General features: G+C 66.0%; 22 protein-coding genes and 3 pseudogenes. 4 read left to right on the top strand and 21 right to left on the bottom strand.

The genetic code is table 11. The features are described from left to right. Positions 1 to 233: 233 nt before the first annotated feature. Positions 234 to 2270 carry an excinuclease ABC subunit UvrB gene (gene uvrB / locus BN118_RS08575; protein ID WP_014905732.1) on the bottom strand — a complete coding sequence of 679 codons (2037 nt, stop codon included), beginning with the start codon at positions 2268 to 2270 and terminating at the stop codon, positions 234 to 236. A 77-nt stretch (positions 2271 to 2347) separates the two neighbouring features. Between uvrB and BN118_RS08570 the strand changes: the two genes are divergently transcribed. Next, positions 2348 to 3550: an amino acid aminotransferase gene (locus tag BN118_RS08570; RefSeq protein ID WP_010930567.1), complete on the top strand. Its 1203-nt coding sequence runs from the start codon at positions 2348 to 2350 to the stop codon at positions 3548 to 3550. A gap of 128 nt (positions 3551 to 3678) precedes the next feature. Continuing rightward, entirely contained in the window at positions 3679 to 4329 is a 651-nt protein-coding gene (lexA, locus tag BN118_RS08565) for a transcriptional repressor LexA (protein WP_010930566.1), read from the top strand. Positions 4330 to 4555: 226 nt separating this feature from the next. Here the strand turns inward: lexA and BN118_RS08560 are convergent, their stop codons facing one another. Beyond that, complete coding sequence (locus tag BN118_RS08560) at positions 4556 to 4912, bottom strand: autotransporter outer membrane beta-barrel domain-containing protein (RefSeq protein WP_257792205.1); 357 nt, start codon at positions 4910 to 4912, stop codon at positions 4556 to 4558. An 84-nt stretch (positions 4913 to 4996) separates the two neighbouring features. Between BN118_RS08560 and BN118_RS08555 the strand changes: the two genes are divergently transcribed. Then, positions 4997 to 5947 carry an IS481-like element IS481 family transposase gene (locus BN118_RS08555; protein WP_014905731.1) on the top strand — a complete coding sequence of 317 codons (951 nt, stop codon included), beginning with the start codon at positions 4997 to 4999 and terminating at the stop codon, positions 5945 to 5947. Here BN118_RS08555 and BN118_RS21045 read toward each other — a convergent pair. The 15 genes and pseudogenes from BN118_RS21045 to BN118_RS08475 form a co-directional block, all read right to left on the bottom strand. Beyond that, positions 5944 to 7026: pseudogene (locus BN118_RS21045) on the bottom strand (BP1793/BB2270 family autotransporter); the annotation flags it as partial. The gene BN118_RS08555 and the pseudogene BN118_RS21045 overlap by 4 nt on opposite strands. Then, positions 6936 to 7886 carry an IS481-like element IS481 family transposase gene (locus BN118_RS08540; protein WP_010930179.1) on the bottom strand — a complete coding sequence of 317 codons (951 nt, stop codon included), beginning with the start codon at positions 7884 to 7886 and terminating at the stop codon, positions 6936 to 6938. The pseudogene BN118_RS21045 and the gene BN118_RS08540, both read right to left, overlap by 91 nt. Before the next feature lie 564 nt (positions 7887 to 8450). Next, positions 8451 to 8684: a tripartite tricarboxylate transporter substrate-binding protein gene (locus tag BN118_RS08535; protein WP_019248761.1), complete on the bottom strand. Its 234-nt coding sequence runs from the start codon at positions 8682 to 8684 to the stop codon at positions 8451 to 8453. Then, the gene (locus BN118_RS08530; protein WP_019248063.1) at positions 8681 to 9412 is read right to left on the bottom strand and encodes a tripartite tricarboxylate transporter substrate-binding protein; all 732 of its coding nucleotides are present in this window, start codon (positions 9410 to 9412) and stop codon (positions 8681 to 8683) included. The genes BN118_RS08535 and BN118_RS08530 overlap by 4 nt, the downstream gene beginning before the upstream one ends. Before the next feature lie 34 nt (positions 9413 to 9446). Then, on the bottom strand, positions 9447 to 10088 hold the full coding sequence (locus tag BN118_RS08525) for a 3-oxoacid CoA-transferase subunit B (protein WP_003812478.1): 642 nt from the start codon (positions 10086 to 10088) through the stop codon (positions 9447 to 9449). Continuing rightward, positions 10081 to 10749: a 3-oxoacid CoA-transferase subunit A gene (locus BN118_RS08520; RefSeq protein ID WP_014905730.1), complete on the bottom strand. Its 669-nt coding sequence runs from the start codon at positions 10747 to 10749 to the stop codon at positions 10081 to 10083. Before BN118_RS08520 ends, BN118_RS08525 begins: the two co-directional genes overlap by 8 nt. Positions 10750 to 10793: 44 nt before the next feature. Further along, positions 10794 to 11788, bottom strand: a pseudogene (locus BN118_RS21360) (acyl-CoA dehydrogenase family protein). Between the two features lie 21 nt (positions 11789 to 11809). Further along, positions 11810 to 12959, bottom strand: a pseudogene (locus BN118_RS08510) (acyl-CoA dehydrogenase family protein). 2 nt (positions 12960 to 12961) lie between these two features. Further along, positions 12962 to 13738, bottom strand: a complete 777-nt coding sequence (locus BN118_RS08505) for an SDR family NAD(P)-dependent oxidoreductase (RefSeq protein WP_014905729.1) — start codon at positions 13736 to 13738, stop codon at positions 12962 to 12964. A gap of 21 nt (positions 13739 to 13759) precedes the next feature. Then, a complete protein-coding gene (locus BN118_RS08500; protein ID WP_010930563.1) occupies positions 13760 to 14917 on the bottom strand; it encodes a thiolase in 1158 nt (385 codons plus the stop codon). Then, positions 14914 to 15345 (bottom strand): Zn-ribbon domain-containing OB-fold protein, encoded by a 432-nt coding sequence (locus BN118_RS08495; protein ID WP_003812491.1) that lies wholly within the window; start codon positions 15343 to 15345, stop codon positions 14914 to 14916. Before BN118_RS08495 ends, BN118_RS08500 begins: the two co-directional genes overlap by 4 nt. Then, on the bottom strand, positions 15342 to 16145 hold the full coding sequence (locus tag BN118_RS08490; protein ID WP_080019429.1) for an enoyl-CoA hydratase/isomerase family protein: 804 nt from the start codon (positions 16143 to 16145) through the stop codon (positions 15342 to 15344). The genes BN118_RS08495 and BN118_RS08490 overlap by 4 nt, the downstream gene beginning before the upstream one ends. Positions 16146 to 16158: 13 nt before the next feature. After that, the gene (locus BN118_RS08485) at positions 16159 to 16623 is read right to left on the bottom strand and encodes a MaoC family dehydratase (protein ID WP_003812496.1); all 465 of its coding nucleotides are present in this window, start codon (positions 16621 to 16623) and stop codon (positions 16159 to 16161) included. Between the two features lie 4 nt (positions 16624 to 16627). Then, positions 16628 to 17599, bottom strand: coding sequence for a Bug family tripartite tricarboxylate transporter substrate binding protein (locus BN118_RS08480; RefSeq protein ID WP_014905726.1), 972 nt, complete (start codon positions 17597 to 17599; stop codon positions 16628 to 16630). A gap of 65 nt (positions 17600 to 17664) precedes the next feature. Then, on the bottom strand, positions 17665 to 18888 hold the full coding sequence (locus BN118_RS08475; RefSeq protein WP_014905725.1) for a CaiB/BaiF CoA transferase family protein: 1224 nt from the start codon (positions 18886 to 18888) through the stop codon (positions 17665 to 17667). A gap of 278 nt (positions 18889 to 19166) precedes the next feature. Between BN118_RS08475 and BN118_RS08470 the strand changes: the two genes are divergently transcribed. Continuing rightward, a complete protein-coding gene (locus BN118_RS08470; protein ID WP_014905724.1) occupies positions 19167 to 20066 on the top strand; it encodes a LysR family transcriptional regulator in 900 nt (299 codons plus the stop codon). Positions 20067 to 20189: 123 nt separating this feature from the next. Here the strand turns inward: BN118_RS08470 and lon are convergent, their stop codons facing one another. The 4 genes from lon to tig form a co-directional block, all read right to left on the bottom strand. Further along, a complete protein-coding gene (lon, locus tag BN118_RS08465) occupies positions 20190 to 22643 on the bottom strand; it encodes an endopeptidase La (RefSeq protein ID WP_010930557.1) in 2454 nt (817 codons plus the stop codon). A 188-nt stretch (positions 22644 to 22831) separates the two neighbouring features. After that, positions 22832 to 24136, bottom strand: a complete 1305-nt coding sequence (gene clpX, locus BN118_RS08460) for an ATP-dependent Clp protease ATP-binding subunit ClpX (RefSeq protein WP_010930556.1) — start codon at positions 24134 to 24136, stop codon at positions 22832 to 22834. Positions 24137 to 24240: 104 nt separating this feature from the next. Next, on the bottom strand, positions 24241 to 24894 hold the full coding sequence (clpP, locus tag BN118_RS08455) for an ATP-dependent Clp endopeptidase proteolytic subunit ClpP (protein ID WP_003812508.1): 654 nt from the start codon (positions 24892 to 24894) through the stop codon (positions 24241 to 24243). A 2-nt stretch (positions 24895 to 24896) separates the two neighbouring features. After that, complete coding sequence (gene tig, locus BN118_RS08450; protein ID WP_014905723.1) at positions 24897 to 26207, bottom strand: trigger factor; 1311 nt, start codon at positions 26205 to 26207, stop codon at positions 24897 to 24899. Between the last annotated feature and the right edge of the window lie 176 nt (positions 26208 to 26383).

Below are 26383 nucleotides of genomic sequence, written 5' to 3'. Positions count from 1 at the left end.
AACCCGGAATATAGCAAGTATTTTTTGCAGTTTCACCATTCCGGAGCAGTGCCGCGGAAAAATAATTTTTCCCTTTTAAATCATGCAATTAATTTGATTTTCAAGAAAATACATGAGGTTTTAGAGCGCCTTTTCACGACGAGTGTGTAACGCTTTTGCCGCTATGCCGCAAGAACGCGCCAGCCTGTTTGTAACGAGCGAATTTTCTCCGCTAATTTCCGTCTTTCACACGTTTAACCAGACCAACCTACGCCATCAAGCAGCAACCGACTCTTGAGAGCGTTGAGCGCATCGCGTGCCGCGGCGGCCTGCTCGAATTCCAGGTTGCGGGCGTGATCCATCATCAGCTTTTCCAGGCGCCGGATCTCGCGCGCCATGGCTTTCTCGTCGGTCAGCACCTCGGCGGGCACGGCGGATTCCAGCGCGTCATGGCCGGCCGGCGCCATCACCCCATCGATCAGTTCGCGCACGGCCTTGCTGACCCCGCGCGCGGTGATGCCGTGGTCGGTGTTGTGCTGGATCTGCTTGGCCCTGCGCCGCTCGGTCTCGTCGATGGCACGCCGCATCGAGTCGGTTATGCGGTCGGCGTAGAGAATGGCCCGGCCATTCAGGTTGCGGGCGGCCCGGCCTATCGTCTGTATCAGGCTGCGCTCGGATCGCAGGAAGCCTTCCTTGTCGGCATCCAGGATGGCCACCAGCGACACCTCGGGGATATCCAGGCCCTCGCGCAGCAGGTTGATGCCCACCAGCACGTCGAAGACGCCCAGCCGCAGGTCGCGGATGATTTCCACCCGTTCGACGGTATCGATGTCCGAATGCAGGTAGCGCACCCGCACTCCGTGCTCGGACAGGAAGTCGGTCAGGTCCTCGGCCATGCGCTTGGTCAGCGTCGTGACCAGCACGCGCTCCTGCAGCGCCGCCCGCTTGTGGATCTCGCCCAGCAGGTCGTCGACCTGGGTGTGCGCCGGACGCACCTCGACGATCGGATCGACCAGCCCGGTCGGCCGCACCACCTGCTCGACCACGTTATCGGCGTGCTCCTGCTCGTAGGCGGCCGGCGTGGCCGACACGAACACGCACTGGCGCATGCGCGCCTCGAACTCCTCCAGGCGCAGGGGCCGGTTGTCCAGCGCCGACGGCAGCCGGAAGCCATACTGCACCAGGGTTTCCTTGCGCGAACGGTCGCCACGGTACATGCCGCCGAGCTGCCCGATGGTGACGTGGCTTTCGTCGATGAACATCAGCGCGTCGGCCGGCAGGTAATCGATCAGGGTGGGCGGCGGCTCGCCCGGCGCCGCGCCGGACAAGTGCCGCGAATAGTTCTCGATGCCCTTGCAAAAGCCCAGCTCCTGCAGCATTTCCAGATCGAAGCGGGTGCGCTGTTCGAGCCGCTGCGCCTCCACCAGCTTGCCGTCGGCGATCAGCTGGGCCAGCCGCTCGCGCAGTTCTTCCTTGATGGTCTCGATCGCGCGCAGCACGGTTTCGCGCGGCGTCACGTAGTGCGAGCCCGGGTATACCGTAAAGCGCGGCAGCTTCTGCCTCACGCGCCCGGTCAGGGGATCGAACAGCTCCAGCGACTCGATTTCGTCGTCGAACAGCGTCAGGCGCAGCGCGAGCTCGGGGCTTTCCGCCGGGAAGATGTCGATGGTCTCGCAGCGCACCCGGAAGACGCCGCGCGTGAAGTCCGCGTCGTTGCGGGTGTACTGCATGGCCACCAGCCGCGCCAGCACCTCGCGCCGGGAAATCCGGTCGCCGGTGCGCAGGATCAGGACCATGGCATGGTAGTCGCCCGGATTGCCGATACCGTAGATGCACGAGACGGTGCCCACGATGACCGTATCGCGGCGCTCCAGCAGGCTCTTGGTGGCCGACAGGCGCATCTGCTCGATGTGCTCGTTGATCGACGAATCCTTCTCGATGAAGAGGTCGCGGGTCGGCACGTAGGCTTCGGGCTGGTAATAGTCGTAGTACGACACGAAATACTCCACCGCGTTGCGGGGGAAGAATTCGCGCATTTCGGCGTACAGCTGGGCGGCCAGGGTCTTGTTGGGCGCAAGCACCAGGGCCGGACGGCCCAGGCGGGCGATCATGTTGGCCATGGTGTAGGTCTTGCCCGAGCCCGTCACGCCCAGCAGCGTCTGGAACATCAGGCCGTCCGAGACGCCCTCGGTCAACGCGTCGATCGCTCCCGGCTGGTCGCCCGCGGGAGGGTACGGCTGATAGAGGTGAAACGGGCTATCGGGGAATTCGACGAATCCAGGAGCGGTCATGATAGACTGTCTCTCAGGGTAAACCCCCCATTATCCACAGCCCTTCCTACCGCGTCCACCCACCCTTCCCTACACCCATGAGCACTCTTTTCGCTTCCGTCGAACTCGCGCCGCGCGACCCCATTCTTGGCCTGAACGAACAGTACAACGCCGATACCCGTCCCGGCAAAGTGAACCTGGGCGTGGGCGTGTACTACGACGACGAAGGCCGCATCCCGCTGCTTCAGGCCGTGCGCAAGGCCGAGGTGGCCCGCATCGAAGCCGCCGCCGCCCGCGGCTATCTGCCGATCGAAGGCATCGCGGGGTACAACAAGGGTGCGCAGGCGCTGCTGCTGGGCGCCGACTCGCCGCTGGCCGCCGAAGGCCGCGTGCTGACCGCGCAGGCCCTGGGCGGCACCGGCGCGCTGAAGATCGGCGCCGACTTCCTGCGCCAGCTGCTGCCGCAGTCCAAGGTCCTCATCAGCGACCCCAGCTGGGAAAACCACCGCGCCCTGTTCGAGCGCGCCGGCTTCCCGGTCGAGACCTACGCTTATTACGATGCCGCCACCCATGGCCTGAACTTCGAAGCCATGCTGGCCGCCCTGCAGGCCGCGCCCGAACAGACCATCGTGGTGCTGCACGCCTGCTGCCACAACCCGACCGGCGTCGATCCCACGCCGCAACAGTGGGAACAGATCGCCGCCGTGGTCAAGGCGCGCAACCTGGTGCCGTTCCTCGACATCGCCTACCAGGGCTTCGGCGAAGGCCTGGAGCAGGACGCCGCCGTGGTGCGCATGTTCGCCGCGCTCGACCTGACCATGTTCATCAGCTCGTCGTTCTCCAAGTCCTTCTCGCTGTATGGCGAGCGGGTCGGGGCCCTGACCGTGGTGGCCGGCAGCAAGGACGAGGCCGCCCGCGTGCTCAGCCAGCTCAAGCGCGTGATCCGCACCAACTACTCCAACCCGCCCACCCACGGCGGCACCGTGGTGTCCACGGTCCTGAACACACCCGAGCTGTTCGCGCTCTGGGAAAATGAACTGGCCGGCATGCGCGACCGCATCCGCCTGATGCGCAAGGAGCTGGTCGAGAAGATCAAGACCCAGGGCGTGGCGCAGGACTTCAGCTTCGTGCTGGCGCAGCGCGGCATGTTCTCGTACTCGGGCCTGACCGCCGCCCAGGTCGATCGCCTGCGCGAAGAGCACGGCATCTACGCGGTCTCCAGCGGCCGCATCTGCGTGGCCGCGCTCAACAGCCGCAACATCGACGCGGTCGCGGCCGGCATCGCCGCGGTGCTGAAGTAGGCACGGCACGGCCGGCATCGAGAAGCGGAGCCCATGGCTCCGCTTTTCTTTTGCGGCTTGCTTTTTTCCCGTGGGTCCTCCAGAATGGCGCTGTATATCCATACAGTCCGCAAAAGCGGGTCATCGCCATGGCCACCAAACTCACGGAACGCCAGCAGGAAATCCTCGATCTCATCCGCCAGACCGTGGCGCGCACCGGCTTTCCGCCCACCCGGGCCGAAATCGCCCAGGCGCTTGGCTTCCGGTCGCCCAACGCCGCCGAAGACCATCTCAAGGCGCTGGCGCGCAAGGGCGCGATCGAACTGACCGCTGGCGCCTCCCGCGGCATCCGTCTCAAGGTGCCGGACAGCGCAACGCCCTCGGCCCAGCTTACGCATCCGCTGCTGGCGCAGCTCGTGCTGCCGCTGGTGGGCCGCGTGGCGGCAGGCAGCCCCATCCTGGCCAGCGAGCACGTCGAGCGCGAGGTCGGCGTCGATCCCGGGCTGTTTGCCCAGACGCCCGACTACCTGCTGAAGGTGCGCGGCATGAGCATGCGCGACGCCGGCATCCTCGAAGGCGACTTGCTCGCCGTCAAGCGCGCCGCCGAGGCCCGCAACGGCCAGATCGTGGTGGCCCGTCTGGGCGACGAGGTCACGGTCAAGCGCCTGCAGCGCCAGAACGGCCGCATCGAGCTCCTGCCCGAGAACCCCGACTTTGCTCCCATCGTCGTGGCCAACACCGACGAATTCGCGCTCGAAGGCATCGCGGTCGGCCTGATCCGCACCCAGCCCCTGCACTGAGCCAACGGAGAAAGAAGCCCCCGCGCTGCGCCCGCTACGCGGGCTTGCTGCCCCCCGAGGGGGCTTTTTGCCTTGGGGCGGCCCAGCGGCAAAGTAGTGCCCCCACGCTGCGCCCGCTATGCGGGCTTGCTGCCCCCCGAGGGGGCTTTTTTGCCTTGGGGCGGCCCGGCGGCAAAAAAAACCGCGCGCCGGGTGTTCCGGCGCGCGGTGGCACGACGCGTTTGGCTTACCAGGCGTATCGATAGCCGACGTGAAAGCTCCACGGAATGGTCAAGCGGCTGCCCTTGCTGTACTCGTACGAAGCAAACAGGCTGCTGTGCCTGCCAAGCGCCGCGGCCACGCCCAAGTCGAGTTCGGCGCGCCCGCCCCGCAGTTTGACGTCATGGCCGATATCGTTGGTGCGCACCTTGCCCACGCCATCGAACTCCTGCAACCAGCTCAGCTTGGCGTACGGCTGCACCAGTTTGCCGTTGCCCAGATCCAGCTTGCGTCCCACCTGCAGGCCTGCCCGGCCCAGCAACGACTTGGTGCTTGCCACGTCGACGCGCACGCCATTGCTGGCCGTGTAGTTGTGAAGATTCAATAGGTTGTATGCATGGTTCATCCGAACCGGATTTGAGAAACTGGAAATCGCCAACCCCCCAGTTCACTCAAGGAGCCCGGCCGGATGAACACCCATAAGCATGCCCGATTGACCTTCCTACGTCGACTCGAAATGGTCCAGCAATTGATCGCCCATCAAGTTTGTGTGCCTGAAGCGGCCCGCGCCTATGGGGTCACCGCGCCGACTGTGCGCAAATGGCTGGGCCGCTTCCTGGCTCAGGGCCAGGCGGGCTTGGCCGATGCGTCCTCGCGCCCGACGGTCTCGCCCCGAGCGATTGCGCCGGCCAAGGCGCTGGCTATCGTGGAGCTGCGCCGCAAGCGGCTGACCCAAGCGCGCATCGCCCAGGCGCTGGGCGTGTCAGCCAGCACCGTCAGCCGCGTCCTGGCCCGCGCCGGTCTGTCGCACCTGGCCGACCTGGAGCCGGCCGAGCCGGTGGTGCGCTACGAGCATCAGGCCCCCGGCGATCTGCTGCACATCGACATCAAGAAGCTGGGACGTATCCAGCGCCCTGGCCACCGGGTCACGGGCAACCGACGCGATACCGTTGAGGGGGCCGGCTGGGACTTCGTCTTCGTGGCCATCGATGACCACGCCCGCTTGGCCTTCACCGACATCCACCCCGACGAGCGCTTCCCCAGCGCCGTCCAGTTCCTCAAGGACGCAGTGGCCTACTACCAGCGCCTGGGCGTGACCATCCAGCGCTTGCTCACCGACAATGGCTCGGCCTTTCGCAGCCGCGCCTTCGCCGCGCTGTGCCATGAGCTGGGCATCAAGCACCGCTTTACCCGACCTTACCGCCCACAGACCAATGGCAAGGCCGAACGCTTCATCCAGTCGGCCTTGCGTGAGTGGGCTTACGCTCACACCTACCAGAACTCCCAACACCGAGCCGATGCCATGAAATCCTGGCTACACCACTACAACTGGCATCGACCCCACCAAGGCATCGGGCGCGCTGTACCCATCTCCAGACTCAACCTGGACGAATACAACCTATTGACAGTTCACATGTAGTCTGCCCCGCCCGAACGGAACAACGCCACTTCGACCTGCGGTTCCACGAACCAGTCGCCGGCCCATGTGAAACGCCTGCCGGTCTCCAGCGACAGCCCGATGCCATTGGCGCGATACTTGCCCGTCACGCGCGCGCCGCGCTGGCCGTCAGCCCTGAAATCGTGCTCGTAGCGGTTCACCCGCACAATCCCGTCGAGGTAGAAGCCGCCGTCGCCGATATACGTCGCATAGGCGCCCACATGCAGGCTGTCGCTGTTGCCACGGGCGCTGTGCGCCAGCTTGCGGCGCGCACGGCTGTAGCCGGCCACCGCGCCTACATGCCAGCGCCCCTCGGCCGCCGGCAAGGCCGTGTCGGCGCCAATCTCGATCCCGCCCACGGTCTGGGTGAACCTGTCCACCACCTGATTGTCCAGGCGTTGGCGTTGCGCGAACGAGCGTGCCCACACGCCGCCGGCTGCCGGCGTAAGCCGCAATTCACCCATGCGCTTGCTCAGGGCGTTCATCTCTGCCTGCCAGATACCTTGCGGCGCACTGGCCGTGCCCAGCACGGCCAGAACCGGTGCGGTCAAGATGCCGCTGCGGGGCATGTAAATCCCAGCGCCGGGGTTGCCGGCGGGCGGCAGCGGCTGCGCGTGCGGCTCGTCCTGCGGCCGGGCTCCAGGCTGGGGGCCAGGCTGCCCCTGCGGACCAGGTTCCGCCTCAGGTCCGGGTTCCACCCCAGGCCGGGGTTTCATCTCAGCTCCGGGCTTTGCATCGGGTTGGGGATTGGCATCGGGCGCGGGCAGGCCCTCCGGCCGCTGCTTGGACGCGTCGGGCCCCGCCTGAGGCGCCTCTTCGGGCGGCGAAGGCAACCGGCCGTCCTCGCTATCGACGGGAGCGCCGTCCAGCTCGGGACGCGGAATATCGATGTGGGTCCAGCCATCGTCGATGGCCGTGCCATCGAGATCTATCGTTGTCCAGCCGTTTTCATCGTCGACGGGCCAGCCATCTAACTGTGAACTGTCAATAGGTTGTATTCGTCCAGGTTGAGTCTGGAGATGGGTACAGCGCGCCCGATGCCTTGGTGGGGTCGCTGCCAGTTGTAGTGGTGTAGCCAGGATTTCATGGCATCGGCTCGGTGTTGGGAGTTCTGGTAGGTGTGAGCGTAAGCCCACTCACGCAAGGCCGACTGGATGAAGCGTTCGGCCTTGCCATTGGTCTGTGGGCGGTAAGGTCGGGTAAAGCGGTGCTTGATGCCCAGCTCATGGCACAGCGCGGCGAAGGCGCGGCTGCGAAAGGCCGAGCCATTGTCGGTGAGCAAGCGCTGGATGGTCACGCCCAGGCGCTGGTAGTAGGCCACTGCGTCCTTGAGGAACTGGACGGCGCTGGGGAAGCGCTCGTCGGGGTGGATGTCGGTGAAGGCCACGCGGGCGTGGTCATCGATGGCCACGAAGACGAAGTCCCAGCCGGCCCCCTCAACGGTATCGCGTCGGTTGCCCGTGACCCGGTGGCCAGGGCGCTGGATACGTCCCAGCTTCTTGATGTCGATGTGCAGCAGATCGCCGGGGGCCTGATGCTCGTAGCGCACCACCGGCTCGGCCGGCTCCAGGTCGGCCAGGTGCGACAGACCGGCGCGGGCCAGGACGCGGCTGACGGTGCTGGCTGACACGCCCAGCGCCTGGGCGATGCGCGCTTGGGTCAGCCGCTTGCGGCGCAGCTCCACGATAGCCAGCGCCTTGGCCGGCGCAATCGCTCGGGGCGAGACCGTCGGGCGCGAGGACGCATCGGCCAAGCCCGCCTGGCCCTGAGCCAGGAAGCGGCCCAGCCATTTGCGCACAGTCGGCGCGGTGACCCCATAGGCGCGGGCCGCTTCAGGCACACAAACTTGATGGGCGATCAATTGCTGGACCATTTCGAGTCGACGTAGGAAGGTCAATCGGGCATGCTTATGGGTGTTCATCCGGCCGGGCTCCTTGAGTGAACTGGGGGGGTGGCGATTTCCAGTTTCTCAAATCCGGTTCGGATGAACCATGCATACAACCTATTGAATCTTCACATCTAACACGGGTATGCTGACGGCGGGCGCATCCTGCGGCCCGGACGCAGCCATGGCACTCTGGGCCTGCGCCGGCGCCAGCCAGGCCGCCAGCGACAATGCGCCGCATACGCCGGGCCAAGCCAGGCGCCGCCGTGCCAGAGCCATTGATCGGGATTTGCATGAGATAGATGAGTCTGAGAGCATGGGTAGAAGGGGGGTGACATCCATGCAGCACCGCCGGCAAGAAGCGCAGCCGCCGCAGGATTGCTATGCGCCGGGTGCATCACGATCTCGCCGCCACCCGGCCGAACAGTGCGGCGTGGGCGTAGTCTCGCCAACGCCACATCCCCTGAAAGCCAGTGGTCAGATCTCCCTGATGTTGATTTTTCCTACCCACCAACAACTACATGATGTAGTACCAATCCCGAAGATCGGTGGGGCAATACAACGTGGCCGCCGGCCACGCCGCGCTGAAGGCTCGCGCGCTTACTGTACCGGGGGAATGTGCGCGTCCTGCACCACCTTCTCCCACTTCCTGATTTCACTCTCGACGAAAGCGGAGAACTGCTGCGGCGTGCTGGATACCGATTCGACGCCCAGGGTAGCCAGTTTTTCGCTGACATCCGGCAAGGCAGCCACGCGGGCGATTTCCTTGGCCCAGGCCGCCGTGATATCCGCGGGAATGCCGGCCGGTCCCATGAACCCGACCCACGACGTCACGAAATAACCAGGATACTTTCACCGATGGCAGGCACCTCGGGTAGCGACTTCAGCCGTTTCTCGCTTGCCACCGCGATGTACTTCAGCTTGCCCGCCTTGACCTGCGGGTCCATCAGGAAGACGGAGTCGAACGTCAGGTCGACCTCGCCCGCCACGCCGGCCATGACCGAGGGGCCGCTGCCCTTGTAGGGCACATGCACCATGTCGACGCCCGCGAGCGATTTGAACAGCTCGCCGCCCAGGTGGATGATCGTTCCGTTGCCCGACGACGAATAGGTCAGCGAGCCCGGCTTCTTCTTGAGCTGACCGACGAGCTCGTCCATGCTGTTGACGGCCGTGCGAGGGTTGGCTGTGATCGCCAGCGGAATCATTCCCGCCATGCTGAGGTAGGTGAAATCCTTGAGCGTGTCGTAGGGCAGCGAACGGTACAGCGGCGCGTTGCTGGTAATGCTGGCCGTGCCGAGGACGACGGTATAGCCATCCGGCTCGGCCCTGGCGGCCTGGTTCAGGCCGATCGTCGTGCCGGCGCCCGGGCGATTCAGGACGATCACCGGGACGCCCCAGCTCTGGGAAATCTTCTCGGCGTAAAGACGCGCGATGGGATCGACGGCGCCGCCCGGCGGGTAGGGAACGATCAGGTTGATCGGCTTGCTGGGAAACGACGACGCGAACACCGCCGAGGAAAATGCACACAGGGCCAGCGTCACGATTTTGATCTTGGTCTTCACGGCTTATCCTCCTTGTTATCCTGTTTGTCCGCCACTACGGAAACGTCAGCGCGGCTTCCGTTTTCCGCAGCAGTTCGTCCTTGCCGATCCCTGGCGCCGATTCGCGTACGATGAAGGCATCGCCCGCGCATTCGAATATCCCCAGTTCCGTATAGACGCGCGTGACGGCGCTGACGGCCGTCAGCGGAAACGTGCACGACTTGACCAGCTTCGAGGCGCCTGTCTTGTCCTGGTGGCGCATCATGACCAGGACATTCCTGGCCCCCACCGCCAGATCCATTGCCCCGCCCACGCCACCGCCGCCCTTTTGCCCCGGCACCTTCCAGTTGGCGATGTCCCCGCCCGAGGACACCTGCAGCCCGCCAAGGACGGAGTAGTCCAGCCGCCCGCCGCGGATCAGCGAAAACGAGTCCGCATGGTGCACGATGGAAGCGCCCGCGATGAGCGTGGCGTGCTTCTTGGCGGCATTGACGATGTCCGGGTCTTCCTGCCCGGGCGCGGGCACCGGACCGAGGCCGATGATGCCGTTCTCCGAGTGGAAGAAAATGGTCTTGCCTTCCGGTATATGGTTGGCAACCAGGATGGGCAAGCCGATTCCCAGGTTGACGATGGCATGTTCGGGCAAATCCACCGCTATCCGGGCGGCGATCTCATCATTCGACCAACCCTTACTCATCTCGCACCTCCACTATCCGGTCGACGAATACGCCGGGCGTATGGACGTCGTCGGGATCGATACTGCCGACGGGAACCATCTGCTTGGCCTCGGCGATGGTCGTGCGCGCCGCCATGGCCATGATGGGATTGAAAGTCCGGCTGGCGCGGCGATACCGGAGGTTGCCGTAGGCATCGGCGACGTGCGCCTTGATGAAGGCGAAATCGCCTGGCAGGGCTTCCTCGAAGACATATCCCTTGCCCTTGAACATCCGGCACTCCTTGCCCTGCGCCAGCTCGGTGCCGTAGCCGGTGGGCGTGAAGAACCCGGCCAGGCCGGCGCCCGCCGCGCGGATGCGTTCGGCCAGCGTGCCCTGCGGCACCAGCTCCAGGTCCACCAGTCCTTCCTGGTACGCGGCGAAATAATGGTGCGACTCCGGCTGCGACGGAAAAGAAGCGATCAGGCGCGAAACCTGGCGGTTCCTGAACAGCCGCGACAACCCCAGTTCGCCCGTCCCGGCATTGTTGGAGACGATGGTGAGATCCTTGACCGAGGTGCGCGCCAGCGCATGCAACAGTTCGAACGGCAAGCCGATGTCCCCGAAGCCGCTGATCAGGATTGTTGCGCCACTTTCCACGACACTGACCGCCTCGTCGGCGGACTCGCAGGTCTTGTTGAGCATGCCTACCCCGTTTACCTGGTTGAAATGCGTTGATGTGCCGGCGGTCATAGCCCGCGCACGAACTGCACCGCCCCGTCCCCGCTACCCATCAATGCCGCGCCGACCACTTGGTGCCAATAGGCTTCCGAGCCGTGCGCCAGCCGCCAGCCATGCAGCCGGCGCGTGTAGAGCTGCAGGTCGTATTCCTCGGTTACGCCGATGGCGCCGTGCACGGCATGCGCGGTGTTCGCCGCCAGGGCCGCGGCTTCGCTGGCGCGCGCCTTGGCGATGGCCGCCGGCAGCAGGGCCGGTTGCGCCAGGCCGGCGCGAAACGCGGCTGCCGTGGCGATACGCGCGGCGGCGACATGCTCGGCCATGACCGCCAACTGATGCTGAACGGCCTGGAACTTGCCGATGGAGCGGCCGAACTGCGTGCGGTCGTTGCCATACTGCAGGCTCATCTCGAAGCAGCGAGTCATCGCGCCCGTCAGCAGCGCGGCATGCAGCGCCGCCCCCAGGCCGCCAGACGGCCAGGCGCGCCGCCCGCGTCATCGAGCCGGCGCACGGCATCCTGGCGCACGCCGGCGTCCCAGCTCAGGTCGGCGGTCGGCTCGCCATGCAGGCCGCAGTCGCGCCGCTGCGCCGCCCGCGCATCCAGCAGGCACAGCGCGCCATCCAGCTCGCCCAGCACCGGCCCCGCCAGCATGCCGTAGGGCACGCGCGGCGCGCGCAGCGCTCCGTCCGGCCCGGTACGCAAAACGGGCGCGAAGCTGGGCAGTCCGCCGGGCACCTCCATGCTGGCCGGCAGCAGCGTGCGCAGCGCAATCGCCTGGCCCACCGGAAGCGGCACCGCATAAGCGCCCAGCGCCGTGAACAAGGGCAAGGCGTCGGCCAGATCGGCCGCGGCGCCGCCGGCCTGCTCGGGCGCCATGAGATCCAGGAAACCTGATTGCACGATGGCATTCCACAGGGCCTGGACATCGCCGCCGGCCTCGATGGCGCGCACCACCGCCGGCTCGCACCGGCCCTTCAGCAAATCTTCAAAAGCGTCGCTATACATTGCGGTTCTGCTCCATCGCCTTCAACGCAGGCCCAGGCCGCGCGCGATCATGCCGCGCAGGATCTCGCGCGTGCCGCCCCGCAGCGAGTAAGTGGGACACACCTGGTTCACATAGGCGCAGGTGCGCAGCAATTCGGCGTCGATATCGGCGCCCGGATCCGAGCCCAGCGCCGCCTCGATGGCAGCCGGTATTTCCTGTTCGAAGGTGGTGCCCAGTTCCTTGACCAGGGCGGCCTCCACGACCGGGCTCTCGCCGGCGGCAAGCCACCGACAGCGACAAATTGCGCAACGCCGCCAGGTGGGTGGCGTAACGGCCGACCGCCGCCGTCTGCGAGACGTCGCCACGGCCGCGCAGCCATTGGATCCACCCGTCCAGCAGCACCATGCTGGAATAAATGCGCTCGGGGCCGCTGCGCTCGAATGCCAGCTCGGCGGTGACCTGTTCCCAGCCACTGCCCTCCTGGCCAATGAGCGCCTCGTCGGACAGCTGCACATCGTCGAAAAACACTTCCGAAAAATGCGCGTCGCCCGCCAGGTCGGAGATCGGCCGTACCGTGACACCGGGCAACGACAGATCGACAATGAATTGCGACAGGCCCTGATTGCGGTCCTGCGGCGTGCCGGAGGTGCGCACCAGCGCGATCATGTAATGGCAATGCTGGGCGTTGGTGGTCCAGATCTTGCGCCCCGAAAGCGTCCAGCCGCCGTCTGCACGGCGCGTGGCCCGCGTCCCCACGCTGGCCAGGTCCGAGCCGGAATTCGGTTCGCTCATGCCGATGCAGAAGAAGGCTTCGCCGCGGCAAATGCGCGGCAGATAGAAGCTGCGCTGCGCCTCGCTGCCGAACTTGCGGATCTGGGGACCGCTTTGCCGATCGGCGATCCAGTGGGCCGACACCGGCGCCCCGGCGCACAGCAGCTCCTCGATCAGGACGAAGCGCGAGAACGCGTCCATCTCGGCGCCGCCATACGCGCGCGGCAACGTCACGCCGACCCAGCCGCGCGCCGCCAGCTTGCGGCTGAAGCCGGCGTCAAAGCCCATCCACGAACGCGCGCGCCGGTCGGCCGGCAGCGGCGGCAATTCGGCCTTGAGAAAGGCCTGGACGTCCTGGCGAAACGCCTGCGCCCGCGCCGGCAGTTCGGCGAGTTCGAATCGGTCTATCAGTGCGCTCACGATCACAGTCCGATGGTGTAGCCGCCGTTGACCGACAGGTGCTGTCCGGTCACGTAGGAAGCCGCGTCCGAAAGCAGGAAGCACACGGGGCGCACCACCTCATCGGCCTCGCCCCAACGGCCCAACGGAATCTGGCTGAGATACGTGTCGCGAAATTTCTCGCCGCGTATGGTCTCGGTCATGGGCGTCTCGACGACGCCGAAACCGACGGTATTGGTCCGGATGCCGTACCGGGCCCATTCGCGCGCCGCGCACATGGTCAGGCCCAGCACCCCGGCCTTGGCGGCGCCGTAGTTGATCTGTCCGATGGTGCCGCGCCGGCCGGCGTCGGAAGAAATGTTCACGATCGCCCCCGCGCCATCGCCGCCCGCCTTGGCGCGGCCCAGCAAATGCCTGCCCAGCGCCTGCAGGAAATAGAACGACCCGGACAGATGCACGTCGATGACCTGCTGCCAGTCGCTGATCGACATCTTGTCGATCATGGCGGTACGGGTCACGCCGGCGTTGTTGACCAGCCCGTTGACGCCGCCAAAGGCCGTCACGCCCGCATCCACCGCCTGCTGCGCCAGCGATGGATCGGCCACGTTGCCGGCCACCGTGACGCAGCGTTCGTGGCCCAGCGCCTCGCGCAGGGCAGCCAGCGCGTCGGCGTTCAGGTCGACCGCCACGACGCGACCACCCAGTCCCGCGATGGCGCTGGCAAGCGCCCGTCCGATGCCCTGCCCCGCCCCGGTCACGATGACCTGGCGGTTCTCCAGCGTCAAAAGTTTGTCCTGCATGGCTGTCTACTTCATGAGTGCTCAGATCGTTTCCTCGGTGCCCAGTATCAGCGTGGCCTGGCTGGAGAGCTCGCCGCCGTTGCCGTGCGCCAGCGCCAGCCGGGCCTGCGCAACCTGGCGTTCGCCGGCCGCGCCGGCCAACTGCTGGGCCGCCTCCACCATCGTGAACAGGCCATACATGCCGGGATGCACGCACGACAGCCCGCCGCCGTTGGTATTGACGGGCAGCGCCCCGCCGGGCGCGATGCGGCCGTCCTCGACGAAGGCGCCGCCCTCGCCCTTGGCGCAGAAGCCCAGGTCTTCGAGAAACAGGATGGTGTTCAGGGTGAAGGCGTCGTAGAGCTCCAGCACGTCGATGTCGGCCGGCGTCACGCCCGCCTGCGCCATGGCGCGCGGGCCGCTGAGCGAGGCGGCGGTCACCGTCAGGTCCGGCATGTTGGTGATGTCCTTGTGCCAGGCCGCGGCGGCCCCGCCCAGCAGATAGGCCGGCCGCGCCGCCAGGTCCCGGGCGCGATCGGCGCGCACCATCACCACGGCGGCGGCGCCATCGGTGACCAGGCAGCAGTCGCGCACCGAGAACGGGTCGCATACCAGGCGCGACGCCAGGCATTCGTCCATGGTCAGCGGGGCGCGCATGTAGGCCTCGGGATTCTTCTGCGCCCACTGCCGCGCCGCCAGCGCCACGGCGCCCAGCTGCTCTTTCTGCAGTCCATACTGGGCCGCGTAGCGCGACGCCGCCAGCGCGTATGCCCCCACCGGGCGCGCCAGCTTGTATGCCCCCTCGTAGGGAGATGGACGCATCGAGCTGACCAGCTTGCCCGCCCCGCTGCGCTGGTTGCTGCCGTACGCGATGAGCGCCACGTCGCACAGGCCCGCCTCCAGCGCCAGGGCGGCGTGAATCGCGTGGGTCAGGAAGGACGAACCGCCGGTGCGGTTGTTGTCGGTCAGGCGCGGCGAGATGCCGAGGTACTCCGTGAAACTCAGGCCCGACACGAAATCGTCGGGCAGGCCGATGAACAGGCCATCGACATCGGCGGGCGTCAAGCCCACGCTGTCGAGCGCCTGCACGCTGGCGCGCACCGCCAGGTCCAGCGACGACAGACCCGGCGACTCGCCGATGCCATAGGTGGCGCAAGCCACGATCGCGGTCTTGCCGCGCGGAAAGCGCTCCTGGATCATTGTGCCGCCCTCCCCTGGCCGATGCCGGCATCGGACGGGCCGGCCGGTTCGAATACCACCAGCGGCTCGCCGGCGTCGTCGCGGATGATGCGCGCGCGCACCGCCATCCCGACCTGCACGTCCTCGGGCCCGATGCCCTCGACGCGGCTCATCATGCGCGGGCCTTCCTCGAGTTCGACCAGGCAGACGTTGTAAGGCGCGGCCGGCGGGCGCACCCGCATGACCGTGGTGGCATAGACCGTGCCCCGGCCCGAGGCCGCCACCCACTCCAGGTCCTGCGCGCCGGTGCGCGGCGCGGCCACGCGCGGGTAGAACACGTATTCGCCGCTGCTGCGCGAACGCTGGATCATGAAGCGGCCGTCGGCCAGATGCGCGAAATACTCCTGCTGCGGCAGCAGCGCGGATGCGGCTTGGGGATGCTCGGTCATTGTTGCTCCTGGGGCCATTGGTACAGCGGCGCCTGCTTGTCGAGGAAACGACGCGCCGCCTCTTGATGAAAAGCGCTTTCGCGGCACAGCGCCTGCGCCAGCGCTTCCTGCATGTAAACGGTACGGCGGTCGGACTCGAACGCGTGGTTCATCACCGACTTGACGATGCCCAGCGCGCCCGCCGGCGCCTGCTCGAAGCGCCCGGCCAGCTCGAGGGCGGCATCGAGCACCGGCCGGTCGTCGACCAACTGGTGCGCGATACCCATCTCCAGCGCCTCGGGCGCGCCCACCACCCGGGCCGAAAATGCCAGCGCCTTGGCGCGCGCCAGGCCCACCGCCCGTGGCAGCAAATACATGCCGCCCAGGTCCGGCACATACCCCAGACGCGCGAACACGGCGCAGAAGGTCGCGCGTGGCGAGGCCAGGACGAAATCGGCGGCCAGCGCCAACGACAGGCCCGCGCCGAAGGCCACGCCGTCGACGGCGGCAATGACCGGTTTCTCCAGGTCCACCAGGCCGTCGAACCAGCGCTGCATGCTCAGGATGCGGTTGCGGCCTTCGAAGACGTCGGCATTGCCCTGCCCGGCCGCAATCGCGCGGATATCGCCGCCGGCGCAAAAATGCCCGCCGGCGCCGGTCAGCACCACCGCGCACACCGTCACATCGTCGCGGATCTCGGGCAGCGCCTTGGCCAGGGCGTTGCGCAAATCCATGTCGAGCGCGTTGCGCGCGGCCGGCCGGTTCAAGGTCAGCACGGCGCAGGCGCCGACGCGGGAAATTTCCAGTACAGACATGATCACTCCCGCCGCGCGCTCAATAACGCAGTTGCATCAGCCACTCGGCCACCATCGCCGGCCGCTCGGCGCCCGCCACGCGCACGTCGACCTCCCACAGGCACCGCGCTTCGTCCGGCCCCAGGTCGTCGACCCGCGCCAACCGGAAGCTGCCGACCAGGGCCGAACCGCTGGGCACCGGCGCGGGAAACCGCACCTTGTCGAAGCCGTAGTTCAGCGCCAGCTTGCGGCCGGGAAACTCGAACAGCTGGTGGTACCACCCCGTGATCAACGAAAGCGTGAGCAAGCCGTGGGCAATGGTGGTGCCGAACGGCGACTCGGCGGCGGCCCGGACCGGGTCCACATGGATCCACTGCCTGTCGTGCACGACGTCGCCGAACGTATCGATGGCGGACTGATCGACGACGATGGGCTGGCCCACGGCCGCCGGCTGTCCGGCAAAGGCCTTGAGGGCCGCGATGGAATCGAAGCTGATTTTTTTCATGGCATCAATCCGCCCGTACGCCGAGCGACTTGGCCAACGGCACCCACTGTTTGCGCTCGGCATCGATGAAGCGGGCGAAATCCTGCTGCGAGCCCGGCATGGGCTGCGCACCGATGCGGCGCAGCTTGTCGATCAGTTCCTGCTTTTGCAGTGCCTGGTTGATCGCCTTGTTCATCGCGCCGATGGACGAATCGGGCGTGCCGGCGCACGCCATCACGCCGAACCACGCCGCGGCCTCCAGGCCGGGATAACCCAGTTCCTTCGCGGTGGGCACGTCGCGCAGCTGCGGAAAGCGCTGATCGTCCAGGATCGCCAGCGGCACGATGCGGCCCGACTCGGCCTGGGCCATGCACGACGGCAAGGCGTCGAACATGATGTCGATGTTCCCGCCCATCAGGCTGGTGATGGCGGGCGCGCTGCCCTTGAACGGCACGTGCGTCACCTTGAAGCCCATCTGGCTGGCGGCGTACTCGCCCGCCAGGTGGGTGATGTTGCCGCTGCTGGCCGAGCCCATGGTCAGCTTGCCGGCCTCGCGCTTGCCCAGCTCGGCCAGGGCCTTCACGTCGGCGGTGCCCAGGTCCTTGCGCGTCACCAGCAGGAGCGGCGCCTTGCCCATGCCGGCGACGGGAACGAAATCCTTGGCGGGGTCATAGGACATCTTTTCATAGATGGCCTGATTGATGACGATGGGTGCGTTGGAGCCCACGAAGAAGGTCGCGCCGTCCGGCGCCGCCTGCAGGACGGATTCGGCGGCGATCATTCCGCCCGCGCCGCCCTTGTTCTCGATGACGATGGGCGTGCCCAGGATGGCGCCGGCATCGTTGGCCACCAGCCGGGCAATCTGATCGGCGGCGCCGCCCGCCGGGTAAGGCACCACCAGCCGGATCGACGAGGGTTTGGCCTGGGCGTGCGCGCCCGCGGCGCAGACCGCCAACGCGGCCGCCAGGGCCGCGCGGATGAAGGTGTGTCGCAGCATACTGTCTCCTTTTTTCTTTGGTGAAACACGGGAAAACCGCCGGATCGCGGCGATGGCGCGCGGGCTCAGATCGCGCCCCGCGCCCGCAATTCGGCAATGCGCGCCGGCGCCAGGCCAAGCCGCTGGGCCAGCACACTGTCGGTGTGCTCGCCCAGCAACGGGGCGGAGCGGCCGTACTGGATCGGGGTGTCGGACAGGCGTATGGGGCTGGCCACCGCAGGCGCCTGCACGCCGGCGCTGTGCGGCAACGACAAACGCATGCCGCGATGCTGCACGTGCGGGTCTTCGAACATCTGCTGCATGTTGTAGATGGGGCCGCAAGGCACATTGGCGGCTTCCATGAGCGCGACCCACTCCTGCATGGTGCGCGCCAGCATGGCCTGGGCAATTTCGGGAATGAGCGTGTCGCGGTTGCGGTTGCGCTGTCCGGGCGTGGCGTAGCGCTCGTCCGTGGCCAGGTCGTCGCGCTCGATCAGCTTGCACAGGGCGCGGTACTGGCCATCGTTGCCCACCGCCACGATGACATCGCCCTCTTTGCAGCGGAATACCTGGTACGGCACCATGTTCGAGTGGGCATTGCCCATGCGCCGCGGAATCTTGCCCGACAGGAAGTGGTTGATGGCCTGATACGAGCTGATGCTGACCACGCAATCGAGCAAGGACATATCGACATGCTGCCCCGTCCCGCTGACGTGCCGGCGCTCCAGCGCGGCCAGGATGGCGGTCGTGGCATACATGCCCGTCAGCAAGTCGCTGATGGCAATGCCGACCTTCATGGGCTCGTCGCCCGGCGTGCCTTCCGGCTGGCCGGTAATGCTCATCAACCCGCCCATGCCCTGGAAGACGAAGTCATAGCCCGGCAGCGAGGCGTAGGGACCGTCCTGGCCGAAGCCCGTAATCGAGCAATACACCAGCCGGGGGTTGATCGCTTTCAGGCTTTCGTAGTCCAGGCCGTAGCGCGCCAGGGTCCCGACCTTGTAGTTTTCCACCACCACGTCGGCCGTGGCGGCCAGGTCGCGGATCAGGGCCTGGCCGTCCGGGTGCGCCAGGTCCACCGTGATGGATTTCTTGCCGCGGTTGGCGGCCAGGAAATACGACGAATCGGCGGTCTCGTTCCCCTCGCTGTCCTTCAGGAACGGCGGCCCCCAGGCGCGGGTGTCATCGCCCACCCGCGGGCGTTCGACCTTGACCACCTCCGCGCCCATGTCCGCCAGCGTCTGGGTCGCCCAGGGGCCGGCCAGGATGCGGATCAAGTCCAGGACCTTGATGTGTCCGAGCGCCGTGTCCATGTCTGTGTCGCCTCCATGATTCGTTGGCGCTCATCTTAGGAACGGCATCCCATCCAAGTCTAATATTATTTCAATCAAATTTGATATACGTTGCATATCAAATATCTGGTGATCTACACTTCTATCCGCTGATTTCTGCTGATCACGGGAACTACTCGCATGCCATCCAGGTATCAACTCAGCCAAAGTGATATTGAGTACGCATCGCCCACCCCGAAGGGGCTCCCATGACCGATCCGACCATACCGGCCGGCGCGGGCGACGCGCCCGCCGACCCCATGCTGGACTTGCGGCGGGTACGCCAATTCGTGACCCTGGGCGAGACGCTGAATTTCCGGCGCGCCGCCGACCGGCTGCACATGACCCAGCCGCCGCTGACCGTGGCCATCCAGAAACTCGAGGCCGAGCTCGGCACCCGCCTGTTCGAGCGCGGGGGCTCGGGCGGCGTCTCGCTCACCCCAGGCGGGCATGCGGCCCTGGCCGAGGCGCGCCGGCTGCTGTTTCATAACGCCCAGTTGCTGGCGGCGGCGCGCGCCGCCTCCTCGGGCACCGGCGGCGCCCTGAAAGTGGGCTTCGTGGGCTCCACGACCAACGGCGTGCTGCAGCGCATCGTGCGACTGTTCCGCGCCGAGTATCCTGGCGTCGAGCTGGTGCTGAAGGAAGGCACCTCGGTGCGCATCGCCGAGCGCGTCGACAGCGGCGATCTCGACGTCGGGCTGGTGCGCACGCCGCTGTTGACGCCGTCGCGCGCGCACCTGGCGCCGCTGCTGGCCGAAGATTTCGTCGCGGCCCTGCCGCTGGGCAATCCGCTGGCGCAGAAGGCCGACATCAGGATGGAAGAACTGGCGACCGAATCGTTCGTGTTCTATTCCCGCGAAGACGCCGCCGGCCTGCACGCCACGGCCATGCTGGCCTGCCAACGGGCCGGCTTCCTGCCCCGGGTCACGCAAGAGGCCACGCAGGTGCAGACCGTGCTGTCGCTGGTCGAAAGCGGCCTGGGCGTGGCGCTGGTGCCGGCGGTCATGCAATACAACCCCAGCCCGCGCGTGGCCTACCGGGCCATCGCCGACGTCTCGCCGGCGGCCGAAATCGGCCTGGCCCTGCTGCTGCCCGAGCCATCCAGCGCCGCGGCGCAGCGCTTTCGCGAAGTCGCGCTGCATTGCTTCGGCGACGACTGAACCCGCCCCCGCCGGCCACGCATTGCCAGGCTGGAACCGCCGAACCCGCGGATAGCCGAAAAAAACCGGGCCCGGATGATCCGGGCCCGGTTTTGCGGGTCGCTGGCCTGAGCCGGCGTCGGCTCAGTGCTTCATGACCGGATCGGCGGCGCCGGCCTCCGCGGGCTTGGCCACGATGGCTTCCTTGACGGCTTCTTCCTCGGACAGCGGCTCGGGCATGCGCTCCAGCGCAAGCTCCAGCACCTTGTCGATCCAGCGCACCGGAACGATCTCCAGGAAGTTCTTCACGTTATCCGGAATCTCGGCCAGATCCTTGACGTTCTCCTCGGGAATCAGCACCGTCTTGATACCGCCACGATGCGCGGCCAACAGCTTTTCCTTCAGGCCGCCGATGGGCAACACCTCGCCGCGCAGCGTGATCTCGCCCGTCATGGCGACGTCGGCGCGCACCGGAATGCGCGACAGCGCCGACACCATGGCGGTGGTGATGGCGATACCCGCCGACGGGCCGTCCTTGGGCGTGGCGCCCTCGGGCACGTGGACGTGCATGTCGTGCTTCTCGAACACGCTGTCGGCGAACCCCAGCCGGCGCGCCCGCGAACGCACCACGGTGCGTGCGGCCTCGACCGACTCCTTCATGACGTCGCCCAGCGAACCGGTGCGCTGGATATTGCCCTTGCCGGGCATGTCCGCGACTTCGATGGTGAGCAGATCGCCGCCCACTTCGGTCCATGCAAGGCCGGTCACCTGGCCGATCTGGTTTTCCTTTTCGGCCATGCCGAAGGTATAGCGGCGCACGCCCAGGAAATCGTTGAGGTTGTCGCCGTTGACCAGCACCGTTTGCGCCTCGGCGGTCTTGTTCCCGGCCGCCTTGGCTTCATCGCTCTTGATCAGCAGTTGCTTGACGACCTTGCGACAGATCTTGCCGACCTCGCGCTCCAGCGCCCGCACGCCCGCCTCGCGGGTGTAGTAGCGCACGATATCGCGCAGCGCGGAATCGTCCACCGTCAGCTCGTTGTCCTTGACGCCGTTGTTCTTCATCAGCTTCGGCAGCAAGTGGTCGCGAGCAATGTGGATCTTCTCTTCCTCGGTGTAGCCAGACAGGCGGATCACTTCCATCCGGTCCAGCAGGGCCGGCGGGATGTTCAAGGTATTGCTGGTGGCCACGAACATCACATCGGACAGGTCGAAGTCGACCTCGATGTAGTGGTCCTGGAACGTGTGGTTCTGCTCCGGATCCAGCACCTCGAGCAGCGCCGACGACGGATCGCCACAGAAGTCCATGCCCAGCTTGTCGATCTCGTCCAGCAGGAACAACGGATTGCGCACGCCGACCTTGGACATGTTCTGCAGGATCTTGCCCGGCATCGAACCGATATAGGTACGGCGGTGGCCACGGATCTCGGCCTCGTCGCGCACGCCGCCCAGCGCCATGCGCACGAACTTGCGGTTGGTCGCCTTGGCGATCGACTGGCCGAGCGAGGTCTTGCCCACGCCCGGGGGGCCCACCAGGCACAGGATCGGCGCCTTGACCTTGTCCACGCGCTGTTGCACGGCAAGGTACTCGAGAATGCGTTCCTTGACCTTTTCCAGCCCGTAGTGGTCGTCGTCGAGCACCCGCTCGGCATTGCCGATCGAGTTGTTGATCTTGCTCTTTCTCTTCCAGGGCAGGTTGATCAGCGTATCGATGTAGTTGCGCACCACCGTCGCTTCCGCCGACATGGGCGACATCAGCTTCAGTTTCTTGAGCTCGCCATCGGCCTTCTTGCGCGCCTCCTTGGGCATATGCGCGGCGATGATCTTCTTCTCGAGCTCTTCGATGTCGGCGCCTTCCTCGCCTTCGCCCAACTCCTTCTGAATGGCCTTGACCTGCTCATTCAAGTAGTAGTCGCGCTGGCTTTTCTCCATCTGCTTTTTGACGCGCCCGCGGATCCGCTTCTCGACCTGCAGGATGTCGATCTCGGTTTCCAGCTGGGTCAGCAGCCCTTCCAGGCGCTCGGCGGTCACGACGACCTCGAGCATCTTCTGTTTCTGCTCCAGCTTGAGCGGCAGATGCGCGGCGATGGTGTCGGCCAGGCGGCCGGCGTCGTCGATACCGGCCAGCGAGGTCAGGATCTCGGGCGGAATCTTCTTGTTCAGCTTCACATACTGCTCGAACTGCGCGACGATGGCGCGGCGCAGCGCCTCGGTCTCCGAACCCTGCAGGGTATCGGGCTCGATCGGCGTCACCTGGCAGGTGAAATGCGAATCGACGTCTTCGATGCTGTCGATGCGGGCGCGCTGGGTGCCCTCGACCAGCACCTTGACGGTGCCGTCGGGCAGCTTGAGCATCTGCAGGATGCTCGCCACGCAGCCGATCTCATAGACGTCCTCGGGAGTCGGGTCATCCTTGCCGGCGGACTTCTGCGCCACCAGCATGATGCTCTTGCCCGCTTCCATCGCCACCTCCAGCGCGCGGATCGAGCGCGGGCGGCCGACAAACAGCGGAATAACCATGTGCGGAAACACGACAACATCGCGCAGCGGCAACAACGGCAGGTCAATCGGGTCGGAAGACAGGGTCTGACTGGCAGACATAGGGGGGTTCCTCGGTATGACTCGGCGTAATGGGGGACGGGGCAAGGGCAGACCCAGGTCTCCACGTCGGTTACGTCTGATATGGGAACAATAGCCGAAAATTCAAGCGCTCGGCATCCAGATAGCGGGAAGATGCAAAAAAACCCGTTACAAACGGGTTTTCTTGCAATGGCGGCCGGGATCGAAGATCAAGCCGCCGCGTCACGGACCTCGCCACGCCCGGCCTTCTCGCCAGAGGCGGCTTCGGATTCGTCGGCGTAGATCAACAGGGGCTTGCCGACGCCCTCGACGGCATTGGCCTCGAGCACCACGCGGCTGACGTTGCCTTGCGACGGCAGGTCATACATGGTGTCCAGCAGCGCGCCCTCCAGGATGGAGCGCAGGCCGCGCGCCCCCGTCTTGCGCTTGAGCGCCTTGCGGGAGATCGCCTTCAGCGCATCCGGGCGCACGTCGAGTTCCGCGCCTTCCATGGCGAACAGCTTCTGGAACTGCTTGACCAGCGCGTTCTTGGGTTCGGTCAGGATCTGCACCAGCACGGCCTCGTCCAGCTCGTCCAGCGTGGCGACCACGGGCAGGCGGCCGACCAGTTCGGGGATCAGGCCGAACTTGATCAAGTCCTCGGGCTCGGCCTCGCTGAAGAGCTCACCCACGCCGCGCTCGGACTTGGCGCGCACCGCCGCCGAAAACCCGATGCCCGATTTCTCGGTGCGGTCGCGGATGACCTTTTCCAGGCCGTCGAAGGCGCCGCCGACGATGAACAGGATGTTGGTGGTGTCGACCTGGACGAAGTCCTGGTTGGGATGCTTGCGGCCGCCCTGCGGGGGCACCGAAGCGACCGTGCCTTCGATCAGCTTGAGCAGCGCCTGCTGCACGCCCTCGCCCGATACGTCGCGGGTGATCGACGGGTTGTCGGACTTGCGCGAAATCTTGTCGATCTCATCAATGTAGATGATGGCGCGCTGCGCCTTCTCGACATCGTAGTTGCAGTTCTGCAACAGCTTCTGGATGATGTTCTCGACGTCCTCGCCGACGTAGCCGGCCTCGGTCAGGGTCGTGGCATCGGCCATGACGAACGGCACGTTGAGCATGCGCGCCAGCGTCTGCGCCAGCAGCGTCTTGCCCGACCCGGTCGGGCCGATCAGCATGATGTTGCTCTTGGAGAGCTCGACTTCGTCGCCCTTGATCTCGCCGTGGCGGATACGCTTGTAGTGGTTGTAGACCGCCACCGCCAGCATGCGCTTGGGGCTGGTCTGGCCAATCACGTACTGGTCGAGAAAGGTCTTGATTTCGGCCGGGGTGGGCAGCTCGGAGCGAATGGCAGCGCGCGCGGTAGCCTGCGCTTCCTCGCGGATGATGTCGTTGCAAAGGTCTATGCACTCATCACAGATGAATACCGAAGGACCTGCAATCAGCTTGCGGACTTCGTGCTGGCTCTTGTTGCAAAACGAGCAATGCAGCACTTTTGCGTCTGCCGATCCCTTTTTTTCAGGCATAAGTGTTTCGTATCTCTGGTGAAGACGCGCCAGCCGGATGAGGGCCGGCGCGATCAACGCTTATCGAACATGACGGCAGTGCCAGGGTCCTGCAAGCGCGCCGATCAGGTCTGCGCGCGAGAGGTCAGAACCTTGTCCACCAGACCATACGATACCGCATCTTCGGCGGACATGAAGTTGTCACGCTCGGTGTCTACCGCGATGCGCTCGACCGGCTGGCCGGTATTCTCGGCCAGGATGCGGTTCAGGCGCTCGCGCAGATCCAGGATTTCGCGCGCCTGGATCTGGATATCGCTGGCCTGCCCCTGGGCGCCGCCCGAGGGCTGGTGAATCATGATGCGGGAATTGGGCAGCGTGAACCGCTTGCCCTTCTTCCCCGCCGCCAGCAGGAATGCGCCCATGCTGGCGGCCAGCCCGGTGCACAGCGTCGACACATCGGGCTTGATGAACTGCATGGTGTCGTAGATGGCCATGCCCGCGTACACCGACCCGCCGGGCGAGTTGATGTAGAACGAGATGTCCTTGTCGGGGTTCTCCGATTCCAGGAACAGCAACTGGGCCACGACCAGGTTGGCCGTGTTGTCGTTGACCGGCCCGACCAGGAAGATCAGGCGCTCACGCAACAGCCGCGAGTAAATGTCATAGGCACGCTCGCCCCGGCCCGATTGCTCGATGACCATCGGGATGTAGCCCAGGCCGGTGGGCGTCACCGACGACCCGCCGTGCATTGCCGCATAGAAATCGGTGAAACGCTGCATGGTTATGCCATCCCCATCAACTGATCAAAAGGCACCTTCTCGTCGGCGACCTTGGCGTTCTCGAGCACGTGGGCGACCACGTTATCCTCGAGCACGATCGCCTCGATTTCAGCGCGGCGCTGGCGGTCGGCCAGGTAGTAGCTGACGACCTGGGCCGGCTGTTCGTAATTCTGCGCGAACTCCTCGATGCGCGCGCGCACCTGCTCGGGCTTGGCCTGCAGCTGGGCCTGCTTGACCAGTTCGGAGACCAGCAGCCCCAGGCGCACACGGCGCTCGGACTCGGTCGAGAACACCTCGGCCGGCATCGGCACGGAATCGGCATTGGGCACGCCGCGCTGCTTGAGCTCTTCGCGGGCAGCGGCGATACGGCCTTCCACGTCGCTGTCGACCAGCGCCTTGGGCACGTCGAACTTGCCGGCCTCGACCAGCGCATCCATCACGCTGCCCTTGGTGCGGCCTTGCAGGCGCGCCTTGACTTCGCGTTCGATGTTGGTCCGGATGTCGGCCTTCAGCTTTTCGACATCGCCTTCGGCCTGGCCGAGCGACTTGGCGAATTCGGCATCGACCTCGGGCAGCACGCCTTCGGCGACTTCCTTGACGGTGATGGTGAACTCGGCCGTCTTGCCGGCGACTTCCTTGCCCTGGTAGTCGTCAGGGAACTTGAGCGGGAACACCTTGCTCTCGCCGGCCTTCAGGCCGAGCGCGGCTTCCTCGAATTCGGGCAGCATGCGGCCCTGGCCCAGCACGAACGGGAAGTCCTCGGCCTTGCCGCCTTCGAAGGGCACGCCGTCGATCGTGCCGGCAAAGTCCAGCACGACGCGGTCGCCGTCCTGCGAGGCGCGGCCTTCGCGGGTTTCGAACTTGGCGCGTTGCTTGCGCAGCACGTCGAGCGTCTGGTTGACTTCGGCGTCGGTGACCGGGGTGTCGTAACGGGTGACGGCCAGCGCCGACAGGTCCGGCACGGTGACTTCCGGGTACACCTCGAACGTGGCGGTGAACGCCAGCGTGTCCTCGGCGACGCCTTCGGTCTTGGGAGTGAGGGTGGGCGAACCGGCGACGCGCAGCTTGGCGCCGTCGACGGCTTGTTCGAAAGCGCGGCCGACCAGACTGTTGATCACGTCGTAGCGGATGCCGGGGCCATGGCTGCGCTCGAGCATCGCCAGCGGCGCCTTGCCGGGACGAAAGCCGGCGACCTTGGCCGTGCGGCCCACGCGCTTCAATTGCGCCTGGACTTCCTTTTCGACTTCGGCGACCGAGACGGCCAGATCAACACGGCGCTCCAGGCCGGAGAGGGTTTCAACCACAGGCTGCATTAAGAGACCTATTTTCCGAGAAAGAGGGAGATGATATAGCGGATAAACAGGTCATTTTACCGGAAACTCGCCGGGGACCGGAGCGCCCCGGGAAGCGCCCGGCGAGCAGCCGCGACGGGCCGCGCACGGCGCATCCGGGGACGGTAGAATTTCGCCCGCCCGAATTCTCCACACAA

It is taken from the genome of Bordetella pertussis 18323, assembly GCF_000306945.1.
Lineage (GTDB): Bacteria > Pseudomonadota > Gammaproteobacteria > Burkholderiales > Burkholderiaceae_B > Bordetella > Bordetella pertussis.
Note: the sequence above shows the minus strand (reverse complement) of the source record. Positions and strands in the feature narration are given on the sequence as shown.